Annotated in this window: 15 protein-coding genes; 8 read left to right on the top strand and 7 right to left on the bottom strand. The window is 69.2% G+C overall.

Features of this window, described 5'->3' with window-relative positions; all coding sequences use genetic code 11:
• Window positions 1-97: 97 nt before the first annotated feature.
• Window positions 98-1,774 carry a fumarate hydratase gene (locus GA0115233_RS18050; protein WP_093721264.1) on the bottom strand — a complete coding sequence of 559 codons (1,677 nt, stop codon included), beginning with the start codon at window positions 1,772-1,774 and terminating at the stop codon, window positions 98-100.
• A gap of 225 nt (window positions 1,775-1,999) precedes the next feature.
• Here GA0115233_RS18050 and GA0115233_RS18045 point away from each other — a divergent pair, with 225 nt between their 5' ends.
• A complete protein-coding gene (locus GA0115233_RS18045; protein WP_093721326.1) occupies window positions 2,000-2,665 on the top strand; it encodes a DUF1707 SHOCT-like domain-containing protein in 666 nt (221 codons plus the stop codon).
• A 169-nt stretch (window positions 2,666-2,834) separates the two neighbouring features.
• On the top strand, window positions 2,835-3,212 hold the full coding sequence (locus GA0115233_RS18040; protein WP_093721263.1) for a WhiB family transcriptional regulator: 378 nt from the start codon (window positions 2,835-2,837) through the stop codon (window positions 3,210-3,212).
• A gap of 68 nt (window positions 3,213-3,280) precedes the next feature.
• On the opposite strand, the gene glpX is transcribed toward GA0115233_RS18040, so the two are convergent.
• Window positions 3,281-4,315 carry a class II fructose-bisphosphatase gene (glpX, locus tag GA0115233_RS18035; protein ID WP_093721262.1) on the bottom strand — a complete coding sequence of 345 codons (1,035 nt, stop codon included), beginning with the start codon at window positions 4,313-4,315 and terminating at the stop codon, window positions 3,281-3,283.
• A 128-nt stretch (window positions 4,316-4,443) separates the two neighbouring features.
• On the opposite strand from glpX, the gene GA0115233_RS18030 reads away from it, so the two are divergent.
• Complete coding sequence (locus GA0115233_RS18030) at window positions 4,444-4,965, top strand: DUF4245 domain-containing protein (RefSeq protein WP_093721261.1); 522 nt, start codon at window positions 4,444-4,446, stop codon at window positions 4,963-4,965.
• Between the two features lie 69 nt (window positions 4,966-5,034).
• Here the strand turns inward: GA0115233_RS18030 and GA0115233_RS18025 are convergent, their stop codons facing one another.
• The 3 genes from GA0115233_RS18025 to xseA all read right to left on the bottom strand — a co-directional run bounded on the left by GA0115233_RS18025 (window position 5,035) and on the right by xseA (window position 7,215).
• Window positions 5,035-5,625, bottom strand: a complete 591-nt coding sequence (locus tag GA0115233_RS18025) for a malonic semialdehyde reductase (RefSeq protein ID WP_093721260.1) — start codon at window positions 5,623-5,625, stop codon at window positions 5,035-5,037.
• A 144-nt stretch (window positions 5,626-5,769) separates the two neighbouring features.
• Window positions 5,770-5,997, bottom strand: coding sequence for an exodeoxyribonuclease VII small subunit (locus GA0115233_RS18020; protein WP_093721259.1), 228 nt, complete (start codon window positions 5,995-5,997; stop codon window positions 5,770-5,772).
• A 9-nt stretch (window positions 5,998-6,006) separates the two neighbouring features.
• The gene (xseA, locus tag GA0115233_RS18015) at window positions 6,007-7,215 is read right to left on the bottom strand and encodes an exodeoxyribonuclease VII large subunit (protein WP_093721258.1); all 1,209 of its coding nucleotides are present in this window, start codon (window positions 7,213-7,215) and stop codon (window positions 6,007-6,009) included.
• Between the two features lie 155 nt (window positions 7,216-7,370).
• On the opposite strand from xseA, the gene GA0115233_RS18010 reads away from it, so the two are divergent.
• Both GA0115233_RS18010 and ppgK read left to right on the top strand, forming a co-directional pair.
• A complete protein-coding gene (locus tag GA0115233_RS18010) occupies window positions 7,371-8,372 on the top strand; it encodes a 4-hydroxy-3-methylbut-2-enyl diphosphate reductase (RefSeq protein ID WP_093721257.1) in 1,002 nt (333 codons plus the stop codon).
• 29 nt (window positions 8,373-8,401) lie between these two features.
• Entirely contained in the window at window positions 8,402-9,145 is a 744-nt protein-coding gene (gene ppgK / locus GA0115233_RS18005) for a polyphosphate--glucose phosphotransferase (RefSeq protein ID WP_093721256.1), read from the top strand.
• 12 nt (window positions 9,146-9,157) lie between these two features.
• Here the strand turns inward: ppgK and GA0115233_RS18000 are convergent, their stop codons facing one another.
• A complete protein-coding gene (locus GA0115233_RS18000; protein ID WP_176711835.1) occupies window positions 9,158-9,748 on the bottom strand; it encodes a DUF6542 domain-containing protein in 591 nt (196 codons plus the stop codon).
• Window positions 9,749-9,915: 167 nt separating this feature from the next.
• Between GA0115233_RS18000 and ychF the strand changes: the two genes are divergently transcribed.
• From ychF to GA0115233_RS17985, 3 genes are all read left to right on the top strand, one after another.
• The gene (gene ychF, locus GA0115233_RS17995) at window positions 9,916-11,004 is read left to right on the top strand and encodes a redox-regulated ATPase YchF (protein WP_093721255.1); all 1,089 of its coding nucleotides are present in this window, start codon (window positions 9,916-9,918) and stop codon (window positions 11,002-11,004) included.
• Window positions 11,005-11,328: 324 nt separating this feature from the next.
• Complete coding sequence (locus GA0115233_RS17990; RefSeq protein ID WP_093721254.1) at window positions 11,329-11,613, top strand: hypothetical protein; 285 nt, start codon at window positions 11,329-11,331, stop codon at window positions 11,611-11,613.
• A complete protein-coding gene (locus GA0115233_RS17985) occupies window positions 11,595-12,008 on the top strand; it encodes a PIN domain-containing protein (protein ID WP_093721253.1) in 414 nt (137 codons plus the stop codon). Before GA0115233_RS17990 ends, GA0115233_RS17985 begins: the two co-directional genes overlap by 19 nt.
• 16 nt (window positions 12,009-12,024) lie before the next feature.
• Here the strand turns inward: GA0115233_RS17985 and GA0115233_RS41070 are convergent, their stop codons facing one another.
• A complete protein-coding gene (locus GA0115233_RS41070) occupies window positions 12,025-13,413 on the bottom strand; it encodes a hypothetical protein (protein WP_176711834.1) in 1,389 nt (462 codons plus the stop codon).
• Window positions 13,414-13,600 lie beyond the last annotated feature (187 nt).

The raw sequence follows: 13,600 nt of genomic DNA, 5'->3' as shown, positions 1-13,600 counted from the left end.
GGAGCCCCCTGGTGGGGTCGAAGGGGCGAAGCCCCTGGAGGACGGGACGGGTAGGGGCGGCGGGGGGCGAAAAAACACCCCCCCCGCCCCCGGCGGGCTACAGCCCCGGCCCCCGCACCGGAATCGACGTGAACGTCGGCGCCGGCGCCGGGTCCTGGAAGAAGTCGTTGCCCTTGTCGTCAACGACGATGAACGCGGGGAAGTCCTCCACCTCGATCTTCCACACCGCCTCCATGCCGAGCTCCTCGTACTCGACGACCTCGACCTTCTTGATGCAGTCCTGCGCGAGCCGGGCCGCAGGCCCACCGATCGACCCGAGATAGAACCCACCGTGCGCGGCACACGCGTCGGTGACCTGCTTGCTCCGGTTCCCCTTCGCCAGCATCACCTTGGACCCGCCCGCCGCCTGGAACTGCTCCACGTAGGAGTCCATACGGCCGGCCGTGGTCGGGCCGAAGGACCCGGACGCGTACCCCTCGGGGGTCTTCGCGGGCCCGGCGTAGTACACCGGGTGGTCCTTCAGGTACTGCGGCATCTCCTCACCCGCGTCCAGCCGCTCCTTGATCTTGGCGTGCGCGATGTCGCGGGCCACGACCAGCGGACCGGTCAGGGAGAGCCGCGTCTTGACCGGGTACTTGGTCAGCTCGGCGAGGATCGTGTCCATGGGCTGGTTGAGGTCGACCCTGACAACGTCCTCGTCACCGGCGGACAGCTGCTCGTCCGTCGTGTCGGGCAGGAACCGCGCCGGGTCCGTCTCCAGCTGCTCCAGGAACACACCCTCGGCGGTGATCTTCGCGACGGCCTGCCGGTCGGCCGAGCAGGACACGGCGATGGCGACCGGGCAGGACGCGCCGTGCCGGGGCAGACGCACCACGCGCACGTCGTGGCAGAAGTACTTGCCGCCGAACTGCGCCCCGATGCCGATCTTCTGGGTCAGCTCGAAGACCTTCTCCTCCAGCTCCTTGTCCCGGAAGCCGTGACCGAGCGGCGAGCCCTCGGCGGGGATCTCGTCGAGGTAGTGCGCGGAGGCGTACTTCGCGGTCTTCAGCGCGTACTCCGCCGACGTACCGCCGACAACGATCGCGAGGTGGTACGGCGGGCAGGCGGCCGTACCGAGCGAACGGATCTTCTCCTCCAGGAACTTCATCATGGAGGCCTCGTTCAGGACGGCCTTCGTCTCCTGGTACAGGAAGGACTTGTTGGCCGAGCCGCCGCCCTTGGCCATGAAGAGGAACTTGTAGGCGCCGCCGTCGGTGGCGTACAGCTCGATCTGCGCGGGCAGGTTGGAGCCGGTGTTCTTCTCCTCCCACATGGTGAGCGGAGCCATCTGCGAGTAGCGCAGGTTGAGCTTGGTGTACGCGTCGTAGATGCCCTTGCTGAGCGCCTTCTCGTCCTCGCCCTCGGTCAGCACGTTCTGCCCGCGCTTGCCCATGACGATCGCGGTGCCGGTGTCCTGGCACATGGGCAGCACGCCCGCCGCCGCGATGTTCGCGTTCTTCAGCAGGTCCAGGGCGACGAACTTGTCGTTGCCGGACGCCTCCGGGTCGTCGATGATCCGGCGCAGCTGGGCGAGGTGGGCGGGGCGCAGGTAGTGCTGGATGTCGTGGATGGCCTCCTCGGCGAGCTTGCGCAGCGCCTCCGGCTCGACCTTGAGGAACGTGCGCCCGTCGGCCTCGAAGGTGGAGACACCCTCGGAGGTCACCAGCCGGTACGGGGTGGTGTCCTCTCCCATGGGGAGCAGATCGGTGTACGCGAACTCAGGCATCTCGCCCATTCCTCACTCGACAGACAGCGGCTGGCCTCCATTGGCAGCGTCCACCAGCGTAGAACCTGCGAATCGAAGCGAGCCTGTGAGGTAAGGCTCAGTTCGAGCGGAACGGCAGCCGGGGCCGACCCGAAAGAGGGGCTATCGCGATCTATCGTGTTTGGGTACGCTGCTGTCGTGGACCTTGAGAAGCAGACCGCGCCCACTGCCGCCGCCGAGCCGCGCGTCAAGGACGTGCCCGCCTCCGAGCTGCGCGCCTCCGAGCTGCGCGCCTCCGACGCCGACCGCGACCGGATCGCGGACATCCTGCGCGAGGCGCTCGCCGAGGGCCGCCTCACCGCCGAGGAGCACAGCGAGCGGGTGGAGGGGGTGCTGGGCGCCCGGACCGTCGGCGAGCTGGAGGTCTTCATCAAGGACCTGCCCGCGGCCCACGCCCGCCGGGCGGCACCCCTGTACACCCCGGCCCCGAGCCGCCCCACCGGCGGGCCCGCCGAGCCGGACGACACCGCGGTCGCCGTCTTCAGCAGTGCCGTCCGCAAGGGCCGCTGGCGCCCCGGGCGCCGTGTCCACGCGTACGCGATCTTCGGCAGCGTCGAGATCGACCTCAGCGAGGCGCTCTTCGAGTACCAGCAGGTCGTCATCAAGGCGTTCGCCGTGTTCGGCAGCGTCGAGGTGCGCGTCCCGGAGAACGTCTCGCTGCGCGGCACCGGCGGCGGCGTCCTCGGCAGCTTCGAGGTGGAGTCGCTGGACGCGGAGGACGCGGCCGCGCCCGTCATCTACGTCGACGGGTGGGCCGTCCTGGGCAGTGTCGAGGGCAGGCCGAGACGGGGCAGGCTGGTCACGGACATTCTCGACCGGGTCCACGCCAAGGTCGAGAAGCATTTGCGCAAGCACCTGTGACGTTGACGGACGCGAAGGCAGCCGAAAACGTAATGCGCGGTTCCGCTCGCTTCGGGGCCCAACTGCCGCCGGAATCCAGCGCTTCGGAACTCCCTGCATAGGCTCGCGTACAACGGGTAGACCTTGCTGCATCGTCTCTCGCTCGCGAAGCCGTCGTCAGGAGTAGACCGTGCTGCAACCGCCGCATTCGTCCCTGCAGGTAGCTGCCGTTCCGGCCCAGCGGGTGCCAGCGCGAGACAGGGACCAGGACGCCCCGTGGCACACCGAGGCGGTGTGCCGGCGGGACGAGGCCGGGCTGTTCTTCGCTCCCTCCAAGGAGCCCACCGCCGCCCGGCTCTCCCGTGAGGAGGCCGCCAAGCGGGTCTGCGCACGCTGCCCGGTCATGGTCGAGTGCCGGGAGCACGCCCTTCTCCAGCCCGAGCCGTACGGCGTGTGGGGCGGCCTCACCGCCGCCGAGCGCCGCGTGGTGCTGGCCCGCCGCCGGCGCCGCGACCTGGAGCTGAAGAAGGCGGCCAGGGCGGCGGGCCGCATAGCGCAGGCGGGCTGAACCGGGCATCGAAAAGGGCGCCCCCTCCGCACCGGGGGCGCCCGATTCGCTTGCGGAGCGGGTGCGCCCTACTTCGCGCGGTCGAAGTCGATCGCGCTGTAGGCCCGCAGCTTGCTCAGCCGGTGCTCGGAGTCGATCCGGCGGACCGTGCCCGACTTGGACCGCATCACGATCGACTCGGTGACGGCCGTCTCGGAGCGGTAGCGCACCCCGCGCAGCAACTCGCCGTCGGTGATGCCGGTGGCGACGAAGAAGACGTTCTCCCCCTGGACCAGGTCCTCGGTGGTCAGGACGCGGTCGAGGTCGTGCCCGGCGTCGATCGCCCGCTGCCGCTCCTCGTCGTCCTTCGGCCACAGCTTGCCCTGGATGGTGCCGCCCAGGCACTTCACGGCGCAGGCGGAGATGATTCCCTCCGGCGTACCGCCGATGCCGAGCAGCATGTCGACGCCCGTGCCCTCGCGCAGCGCGTAGATCGACCCGGCGACGTCACCGTCGGAGATCAGCTTGATGCGCGCACCGGCCTCCCGGATCTCCTTGATGATCCCCTGGTGGCGGGGCCGGTCCAGGATGACGACGGTGACGTCCTCGGGGGTGGAACGCTTGGCCTTGGCGACCCGGCGGATGTTCACCGAGATCGGCGCGTTGATGTCGACGAAGTCGGCCGCGTCGGGGCCGGTGACCAGCTTGTCCATGTAGAACACGGCGGACGGGTCGAACATCGCCCCGCGCTCGGTGGCGGCGAGGACGGCGATGGCGTTGGGCATGCCCTTGGCGGTGAGCGTGGTGCCGTCGATCGGGTCGACCGCGATGTCCACCTCGGGGCCGGTGCCGTCGCCGACCCGCTCCCCGTTGAAGAGCATCGGCGCCTCGTCCTTCTCGCCCTCGCCGATGACGACGACGCCGTTCATCGACACGGTGGAGACGAGGGTCCGCATGGCACGCACCGCGGCGCCGTCGGCGCCGTTCTTGTCGCCGCGCCCGACCCAGCGGCCCGCGGCCATCGCGGCTGCTTCGGTCACCCGGACGAGTTCCAGGGCGAGGTTGCGGTCGGGAGCCTCGGACGGGACATCGAGCTCGGTCGGCAAGTGATGATTTTCGGTCATCGGAGCGCACCTTTCTGATACGACGACGGCCGGATGAGGGTGATGCCGACGACTCTATCGTCAGGCCGACAAAATGAGCAGTGGCCCCCACGGATGAGCGGACCGGGGCACCTGCGACGATAGGGGGCGTGGCAGGTACGAGCGCTAAGCAGAAGTCGGTCCGGAACATGGTCTACTCCCTCGCGGTGACCATCCTCGCGGCGGGAGTGGTGTACCTCTTCATCCCGCACGAGGAGTCCACTCCGGACCTCAAGCGGGTCGACTACCGCGTCGAGCTGCTCACCGCGCGCCGCGCCGCCTCGTACCCCGTGGCCGCGCCCGAGGGGCTGGCCAAGGAGTGGAAGCCCACCTCGGTGTGGTTCCGGGGCGACCAGGGCGACAGCTGGCACCTCGGCTACCACGCTCCCGACGGGGAGTACGTGCAGATCCGGCAGTCCACTCAGAAGCCGAAGACCTTCATCGCCGAGGCCACCCAGGGCGCGAAGAAGACCGAGGCCACCGACGAGATCGCGGGCCGCAGCTGGACCCGCTGGACGGGCGGCCGCTACGACGCCCTGGTGCTGCGGGAGGACGGCGCGACGACCGTCGTCGCGGGCACGGGCTCGTTCGACCAGCTCACGGAGGTGGCGGGCGCGCTGAAGACGGAGTGACGGTTCACAGCGCATGAGGAAGGCCCCCGGCGTGCTCGCCGGGGGCCTTCCTCATGCGATCCGGATTGCTCAGACGGTGGTGACGACCTCGTCGTACGACAGTCGCGGGGAGCGCGGGTACCAGGCGTTCTCGCCCGGCCTGCCGATGTTGACCACCATCAGCGGGGTGTGGTCGTCGTCCAGGAACTCCTTGCGGACGCCCTCGAAGTCCAGGCCGGTCATCGGGCCGGCGGCCAGACCGGCGGCGCGCACGCCGACGATGAAGTACGCGGCCTGCAGGGCGGCGTTCATGGCGGCGGAGGCCTCGCGGACCGGGCGCTCGCCGAAGATGGCGTCCTTGGCCTGCGGGAAGGCCGGGAAGAGCTGCGGCAGCTCCTCGTGGAACTCGTTGTCCGCGGAGAGGATCGCGACCAGCGGGGCGGTGGCCGTCTTGGCCCGGTTGCCCTCGGCCATGTGCTGCACCAGACGCTCACGGGCCTCGGGGGAGCGGACCAGGGTGATGCGCAGGGGGGTCTGGTTGAAGGCGGTGGGGCCGTACTTGACCAGGTCGTAGATCGCCTGGACCTGCTCGTCGGTCACCGGCTCGTCGGTGAAGGTGTTCGCGGTGCGGGCCTCGCGGAACAGCAGGTCCTGGGCGGCGGGGTCAAGAACGAGAGACATTCGGGAACCTTCTCGGGGGTGACGTCGGATCCGGGGGCGTGCGCCGGATCAGCTGACACGTCAACTATATGGGGAGAGAGGTTCAAGCTTCAACAAAAATGGGGGTGTGGTGATCCGCTTCACACCGTGACGGGGGCTGAGGGGCTACTCCTCGGGCTCTTCCTCGGCGGCCTCCTCGGCCAGGGCCGCGTCCAGGCGGGCCCGCGCGCCGTCCAGCCAGCGGCGGCACACCTTGGCCAGCTCCTCCCCGCGCTCCCACAGCGCCAGGGACTCCTCCAGCGTCGTACCGCCCGCCTCCAGGCGCCGTACGACCTCGATCAGCTCGTCCCGCGCCTGCTCGTAACCGAGCGCCTCATCCACCTTGCTGGTCATGCACCCACCCTAAGCATCGACTCTGACAGTGAACTCACCCTCGGCCACGCGTGCCCGCAGTACCTCGTCGCCGCCGACCTCGTCCGGGTCCCGGACAACATGCCCGTCCGCCTTCTGCAGCACGGCGTACCCGCGCTTGAGGGTCGCCGCCGGGGAGAGCGCCACCACGCGTGCGTGCGTGTGCGTCAGCTCCGAGTCGGCGCGGTCGAGGAGATGGCCGAGGGTGCGGCGGCCGCGGTCCAGCAGGGCCGCCACGTGGTCGGCGCGCTCGTCGATCATCCGGTGCGGGTCCTCCATCGACGGCCGGGCCAGCGCGTGGGCGAGCCCCCGCTCCTCCCGGTCCACGACCGCCCGCACACAGCGCCGGGCGCGGTCGCGCAGCATCCGGACCCGCTCGTACTCCTCGCCGACGTCCGGTACGACCTTCTTGGCGGCGTCGGTGGGGGTGGAGGCGCGCAGGTCGGCGACGTGGTCCAGCAGCGGGTTGTCGGGCTCGTGGCCGATCGCGGAGACCACGGGCGTACGGCACTCGGCGACGGTGCGCACCAGTTGCTCGTCGGAGAACGGCAGCAGGTCCTCCACGCTGCCGCCGCCGCGGGCCACGATGATCACGTCCACGTCGTCGATCGCGTCCAGCTCCTTCACCGCCTGCACGACCTGCGGCACCGCGTGCACGCCCTGCACGGCGACATTGCGCACCTCGAAGCGGACGGCGGGCCAGCGGTGCCGGGCGTTCTCCAGTACGTCCCGCTCGGCCGCGGAGGCGCGCCCGCAGACCAGCCCGATGAGCTGCGGAAGGAAGGGGAGGGACTTCTTGCGCTCGGACGCGAACAGCCCCTCTGAGGCCAGCGCCTTCTTCAGCCGCTCCAGCCGGGCGAGCAGCTCCCCGACGCCCACCGGCCTTATCTCGGCGGCCCGCAGCGACAGCTGCCCGCGCGGGGCGTACCACTCGGGCTTCGCCAGTACGACCACCCGCGCGCCCTCGCTGACCACGTCCGCGACGGCGTCGAAGACCTGCCGGTAGCAGGTGACGCTCACGGAGATGTCGTACGAGGGATCCCGCAGCGTCAGGAACACCACCCCGGCGCCCGGCCGCCGCGACAGCTGGGTGATCTGCCCCTCCACCCACACGGCCCCGAGCCGGTCGATCCACCCCCCGATGAGCCGGGACACCTCACCGACGGGCAGGGGTGTTTCCGCGGACGTGTTGAGAGCCATGCCGGTGAGGGTATCCACAGCCGCTGACAACGAACCGCGTTGGCCGGGCCGGTCGTAGACCGCCCCGTACCGATGGCGGACTTGCCCCAGTTGTCCGGAACCGGCTCCTGTGCCGCGATCATTGGGCCGACGGACGCGGCCTTACGATGGGACGCATGACTGCTTCGCCTGGCCGCCGTGTCCTGCTCGCCGCCCCCCGTGGCTACTGCGCGGGTGTGGACCGCGCCGTGATCGCCGTCGAGAAGGCCCTGGAGCAGTACGGGGCCCCGATCTATGTCCGCCACGAGATCGTGCACAACAAGTACGTCGTGCAGACCCTGGAGAAGAAGGGCGCGATCTTCGTCGAGCGGACCGAAGAGGTCCCGCCCGGCAACATCGTCATGTTCTCCGCGCACGGCGTCGCCCCGGTGGTCCACGAGGAGGCCGCCCGCGGCAAGCTGGCCACCATCGACGCGACCTGCCCGCTGGTCACCAAGGTGCACAAGGAAGCCGTCCGCTTCGCCAACGAGGACTACGACATCCTCCTGATCGGCCACGAGGGCCACGAGGAGGTCATCGGCACCTCCGGCGAGGCCCCCGACCACATCACCCTCGTCGACGGCCCCGAGGACGTCGCCAAGGTCGAGGTCCGCGACGAGTCCAAGGTCGTCTGGCTCTCCCAGACCACGCTCAGCGTCGACGAGACCATGGAGACCGTCGACGCGCTGAAGGAGAAGTTCCCGCAGCTCATCTCCCCGCCGAGCGACGACATCTGCTACGCCACGCAGAACCGCCAGCTCGCCGTGAAGCAGATGGGCGCCGAGGCCGACCTGGTGATCGTCGTCGGCTCGCGCAACTCCTCCAACTCCAAGCGCCTGGTCGAGGTCGCCAAGCTGGCCGGCGCCCGCGACGCCCACCTCGTGGACTTCGCAAGCGAGATCGACGAGGCCTGGCTGGAGGGCGTGACCACGGTCGGCGTCACCTCCGGCGCCTCCGTCCCGGAGGTCCTCGTCGAGGAGGTCCTGGAGTGGCTCGCCCAGCGCGGCTACGGCGACGTGGAGCTGGTCAAGGCCGCCGAGGAGTCGATCACCTTCTCGCTGCCCAAGGAGCTGCGCCGGGACCTGCGCGAGGAGGCGGCCGCGCTGATCGCGGAGCGCACCGGCGGCTCCGGGGAGTGACCGTCAGTCGTCCGTCGTAACGTAGAGCCATGCAGATCTTCGGTGTGGACATCGGCGGCTCGGGAATCAAGGGCGCCCCTGTGGATTTGGGCAGGGGCGACCTGGCCGAGGAGCGCCACAAGGTGCTCACCCCGCACCCGGCGACGCCGGACGCGGTGGCCGACGGCGTCAAGCAGGTCGTCGACCACTTCGGCTGGACGGGACCGGTCGGGCTGACCTTCCCCGGAGTGGTCACCGGCGGCTCCACGGTGCGAACGGCGGCCAACGTCGACAAAGGCTGGATCGACACCGACGCCCGCGCCCTGTTCGGTGAGCGCCTGGGCGGCCTGCCGGTGACGGTGGTCAACGACGCCGACGCCGCCGGAATCGCCGAGATGGCCTTCGGCGCCGGCCGGGACCGGCAGGGCACCGTCATCCTGCTCACCTTCGGCACCGGCATCGGCAGCGCCCTGTTCGTCGACGGCGTCCTGGTCCCCAACACCGAGCTGGGCCATCTGGAGCTGAACGGCCACGACGCCGAGAAGAAGGCCTCCAGCAAGGCCAAGGAGGACGGCGACCTGAGCTGGGAGCACTGGGCGCGCCGGGTGCGGAAGTACCTCGCCCACGTGGAGATGCTGTTCTCGCCGGAGCTGTTCATCATCGGCGGCGGAGTGAGCCGCAAGTCGCAGAAGTTCCTGCACTACATCGAGGGCATCAAGGCGGAGATCGTCCCGGCGCAGCTCCAGAACAACGCGGGGATCGTGGGCGCGGCGATGCGCGCGGCGAAGGACTGACCTACTTCACGCCTACTTCACGGAGCGGCCGCGGGCGGCGGCCACCCGGCGCCGCATCAGCCGAACCTTCCGTACGGTCACGATCACCCCGGTGATCATGGTGCCCACGTACAGCCAGCCCGCCTCGGTGGCCAGCGCCGTGAACAGCCCCATCAGCCGGTCCCCGGTCCCGCCGGCCCCGGACTCGGCGACCGGCACGAGCCCGACCGCGAACGCGATCGGCACGATGACGACCGCGGTCACCAGGTCCGCCTTGCGCACCCAGGCCGCGGTCAGCACGCACACCGGCAGGAACAGCACGCCGTAGGCGGTCAGCGCGGAGCCGAACAGCAGCGACACCAGTGAGCCGAGCGCGAGCATCAACAGCAGACAGAAGAGACCGACGCCGAGTCCGGTGAGCCGGGGGTTCGGCAGCCGGCGCAGCGCCTGGACCACCGGGGGCGGGGGACGCCGTACGCCGGCGGCCGGGCGCCGCGTTTCGCCGGGCCGCGTCCGGTCCGCCCGGACACCACCCCTGACCTGCGAAGGAAGGGGCGCACCCCGTCGCGTGCCCTGCTGCCCGTGCCGCTCGTCCTGCGCCGGGCGCGTCCTGTGTTGCTCCACTGGACCAACTTAGGTCTGTTTATGTGCCGAATCGCCCGTCAGACACGCCGAGGGGCGGACCTTGGCCACGCGTTCGATACGCGGCAGGGGGCGGGTCGGGGCACGCCGTAGACTGGTGGATCGGCCCACCCGCCTCCAGTCCTCCACTCACTCCGGGAAGTCGCAACGTGTCGCTCACGATCGGAATCGTCGGCCTGCCGAATGTCGGCAAGTCGACCCTGTTCAACGCCCTGACCAAGAACGACGTGCTGGCGGCCAACTACCCGTTCGCCACGATCGAGCCGAACGTCGGCGTGGTCGGCGTCCCCGACGCCCGCCTGGCCAAGCTGGCCGAAATCTTCGGCTCGCAGCGCATCCTCCCGGCGACCGTCGACTTCGTGGACATCGCGGGCATCGTGCGCGGCGCCTCCGAGGGCGAGGGCCTGGGCAACAAGTTCCTCGCGAACATTCGTGAGTCCGACGCGATCTGCCAGGTCATCCGCGCCTTCAAGGACGAGAACGTCGTCCACGTCGACGGCAAGGTCTCGCCGAAGGACGACATCGAGACGATCAACACCGAGCTGATCCTCGCCGACCTCCAGACCATCGAGAAGGTCCTGCCGCGCCTGCAGAAGGAGTCGCGGATCAAGAAGGACGTGGCGCCCAAGGTCAAGGCCGTCGAGGAGGCCAAGGAGATCCTGGAGCGCGGCGACACCCTCTTCTCCCAGGGCATCGTCCAGGGCACGGAGCGCTCGGAGCTCCTCCACGACCTGCACCTGCTGACGACCAAGCCCTTCCTCTACGTCTTCAACGTCGACGAGGACGAGCTGGTCGACGACGACTTCAAGGCCGAGCAGCGCGCCCTGGTCGCCCCCGCGGAGGCGATCTTCCTCAACGCCAAGCTGGAGGCGGACCTCGCCGAGCTGGACGAGGAGGACGCCATGGAGCTCCTGGAGTCCGTCGGCGCCGAGGAGCCCGGCCTCGCCACCCTGGCCCGCGTCGGCTTCAACACCCTGGGCCTGCAGACCTACCTCACGGCCGGCCCCAAGGAGGCCCGCGCCTGGACCATCAAGAAGGGCGCCACCGCCCCCGAGGCCGCCGGAGTCATCCACACCGACTTCCAGAAGGGCTTCATCAAGGCGGAGGTCATCTCCTTCGAGGACCTGGTCGAAACCGGCTCGGTCACCGAGGCCCGCGCCAAGGGCAAGGCGCGCATGGAGGGCAAGGAGTACGTGATGCAGGACGGGGACGTGGTGGAGTTCCGCTTCAACGTGTAGCGGCTGACATATCACCACGTCGCTGATCTGGCAAACATGCAGGTCAGATGGGGTCCGACTCTTCGGGGTCGGGCCCTTTGTTTTTTCCCGTGCTGGGATGGTGCTGGGATAGCTGACCCCTCGTCACCTGTCATCACCCCTGGTCATCCGTACCGTGCTGGGATGGTGCTGGGATGGGATGAGGAGCCCGTGCTGGGTTTCGGGCAGTGATCTGACCGGTGCGCGGGGAGGGCGGGACGGGTTTCATCCACACATCTTCTTCACGGCTCTGGGGCGCCGTGCGGAGGCGTGGCACTTTTCCTACTCGTTTGACACACTCGGGGTATGGGTGAGACGACGTACAGCATCGGGGAAGGTCCGGCGACGCGGGTGAGCCTGTCGCTGCCGGAGGGGACCGCGGAGGCGATCCGGGCGCGAGTGGGGAAGCGGGAGTTCTCCGCGTTCATCGCCGAGGCAGTCGAGCGTGAGCTGCGCGGGCAGGTCCTGGACGAGTACCTGGCGGACTACGAGAGCCGCAAGGGGCCGGTTTCCGAGCCGGCTCGTCAGCGGGCGCGGCAGGTCTTCGACGAGGTGTTCGCCGAGGAGGCCGAGTGGCCCGCCGCAGGCTGAGTCACGAGGGGACGCTCGTCCTCGACAGTGAGGGACTGTCGAAGCTGCTCGCCGACGACGAGCAGGTGGTGGCTCTGATCGCTGAGGCGCGCTCGCGTGGCATGGAGGTCGTGATCAGCGCGCTCACCATCATCGAGGCCGTCCACGCCCGTACGAACAAGTCACGCCTGAACTGGGTGCTTTCCGGGCTGCGGGTCGTCCCGGTCGGTGACGAGGAGGCGAGGGCTGCCTCGAAGTTGCTGATGAATGCCGGATTGCACGGACACAAGTACGCGATCGATGCGGCCGTCGCCGAGGCCGCTCTGCGACAGCACCGCCCCGTGGTCATGCTGACTTCCGATGTTGACGACATGGCCAAGCTGTGCGGCGAGCGGGTCCGGCTCGTGGCGGTGTGATTTCCCTTGGTCCGGCTCAGTAGGAGCGGGGTCCGTAGGGGCTCCAGTGACCGAGGAAGGGCTTGAGGTCGTCGCCGCTGGGTTTCGGCGGCGTGGGCAGTTTCGGCGCTGAGACCGATTCGGTGAGGCTTTGGAGGTGCGCGTCCGCGAACGCGAGCCATGCCTCGACCTCGGTCCGCTCCTGCCCGGGCGGAAGCGATGCGGCATGGACGCCTACTGCTGTGACGTATTCAGTCAGGCGCCTGGCCTGGTACCAGGTGTCCGCCTGTTCTCCGAGCTGTTTGACGCGGTAGGCGTGGGCGTAGGCGGCGTGGGCTTCCTGCATGGCGGCTTCCCAGCGCTTTTGCTGTACCTCTCTGGCTTGCTGGTCTGCAAGGCGTTTGCGTTCTGCGGCTTCGCCGCGGAGTCCGACCTCCTGCACGATCTCGGCGAGTTGTTCTTCCAGAGGCCGGTCGGGGAGATCCGCCCATTCGCTTGCACGGTGCGGGCTGCCGCCGCGGAGTATGAAGCGTAGGCGGCTGGAGGGTGTGTAGTCGAAGCGGGGGATGCGCATCCATGAGTGCTTCTTGGCGTCGGCGAGTTCCTTGTCTGTGGGGACGTGTTCGTTGCGGTCCTGTTCTTGGAGGACGAGGAATCCGACACTTTCGCCGTGGGCGGTGATGGAGAAGTGCGGTGGTGCCTTGCGGTGCCGATGGGGCGGGGGCGCGCCTTGTGTGGTTCCGAGCGATGCCTTGTGGCCTTGGGCTGTGGTGGCGGCGATGAGGGTTTGGATGATGCGCAGGGCTCGGCCCTGGAGGGGTTTGGTCAATCCCAGTGGCTGCGGCTGCTTTTGGAGGGCGGCCACGACGGCGTGGGGTTTGGTGAGTCTGGCCGGCACAGGGAGCGGGGTGAGTTCCGCGAGGCGCCAGGCAGGGATGTCGACCAGCTTGATTTCGTAGCCGCGGTGGGTGCGGTATCCGTGGAGTTCCTGCGTGTGAGGGATCTTGCCGGACTTGCGGGCGGCGTTGACGCGTGACGCCCAATTCACCGAGTGCGGGTCGGATTCGATGGGCTTGATGAGGCAGCCGTCGTTCGCGGCCAGTTCTTCGAGTAGCTGGTTCGCGTAGTTCGTACGGGCCTTCGGCACGGCTCTGGGGCGCGGTGGTGCCGGTTTCCGGGCGGGCCGTTCCGGTGGTCGGGTGCTCTGTTCCACGGGGCGGATGCCGCGGTCCGTGAGATGCTGCCGCCCCTTCTCGGTGAGGTGGGCGCTCCAATGCCCGCGGCGTTTGGTGATTTTGATGAGCCCTCGGTTCTGCAGGGCCTGCCCGCTGGTCTTGTACGTGCTGTCCGGCCAGACTCCGTCGGGACACCCCTGGCCCACCCAGTCGAGCACGGCCTGCTGCCGCTCGTTCAGGGCCTGGTCCATGGAGCCTCCCGCCGGTCCCTCGGTGCGCTGCCTCGAAGACGATGCCCACTGGACCTCCGGGAATTCGGGGCAGCCTGGGGGCTCCCTCATTCGGATGAGAGGTCCTGGAAGGCGCGTTTACGGCGAGGACAGTCGCTCATGGTGTTGATGCGAAACGGCTTGGGTTCAGAGTCATTGATGGGGACCT

The organism is Streptomyces sp. DI166 (assembly GCF_900091315.1).
Classification (GTDB): domain Bacteria; phylum Actinomycetota; class Actinomycetes; order Streptomycetales; family Streptomycetaceae; genus Streptomyces; species Streptomyces fuscus.
This window is presented reverse-complemented; position numbering and strand designations above follow the sequence as displayed.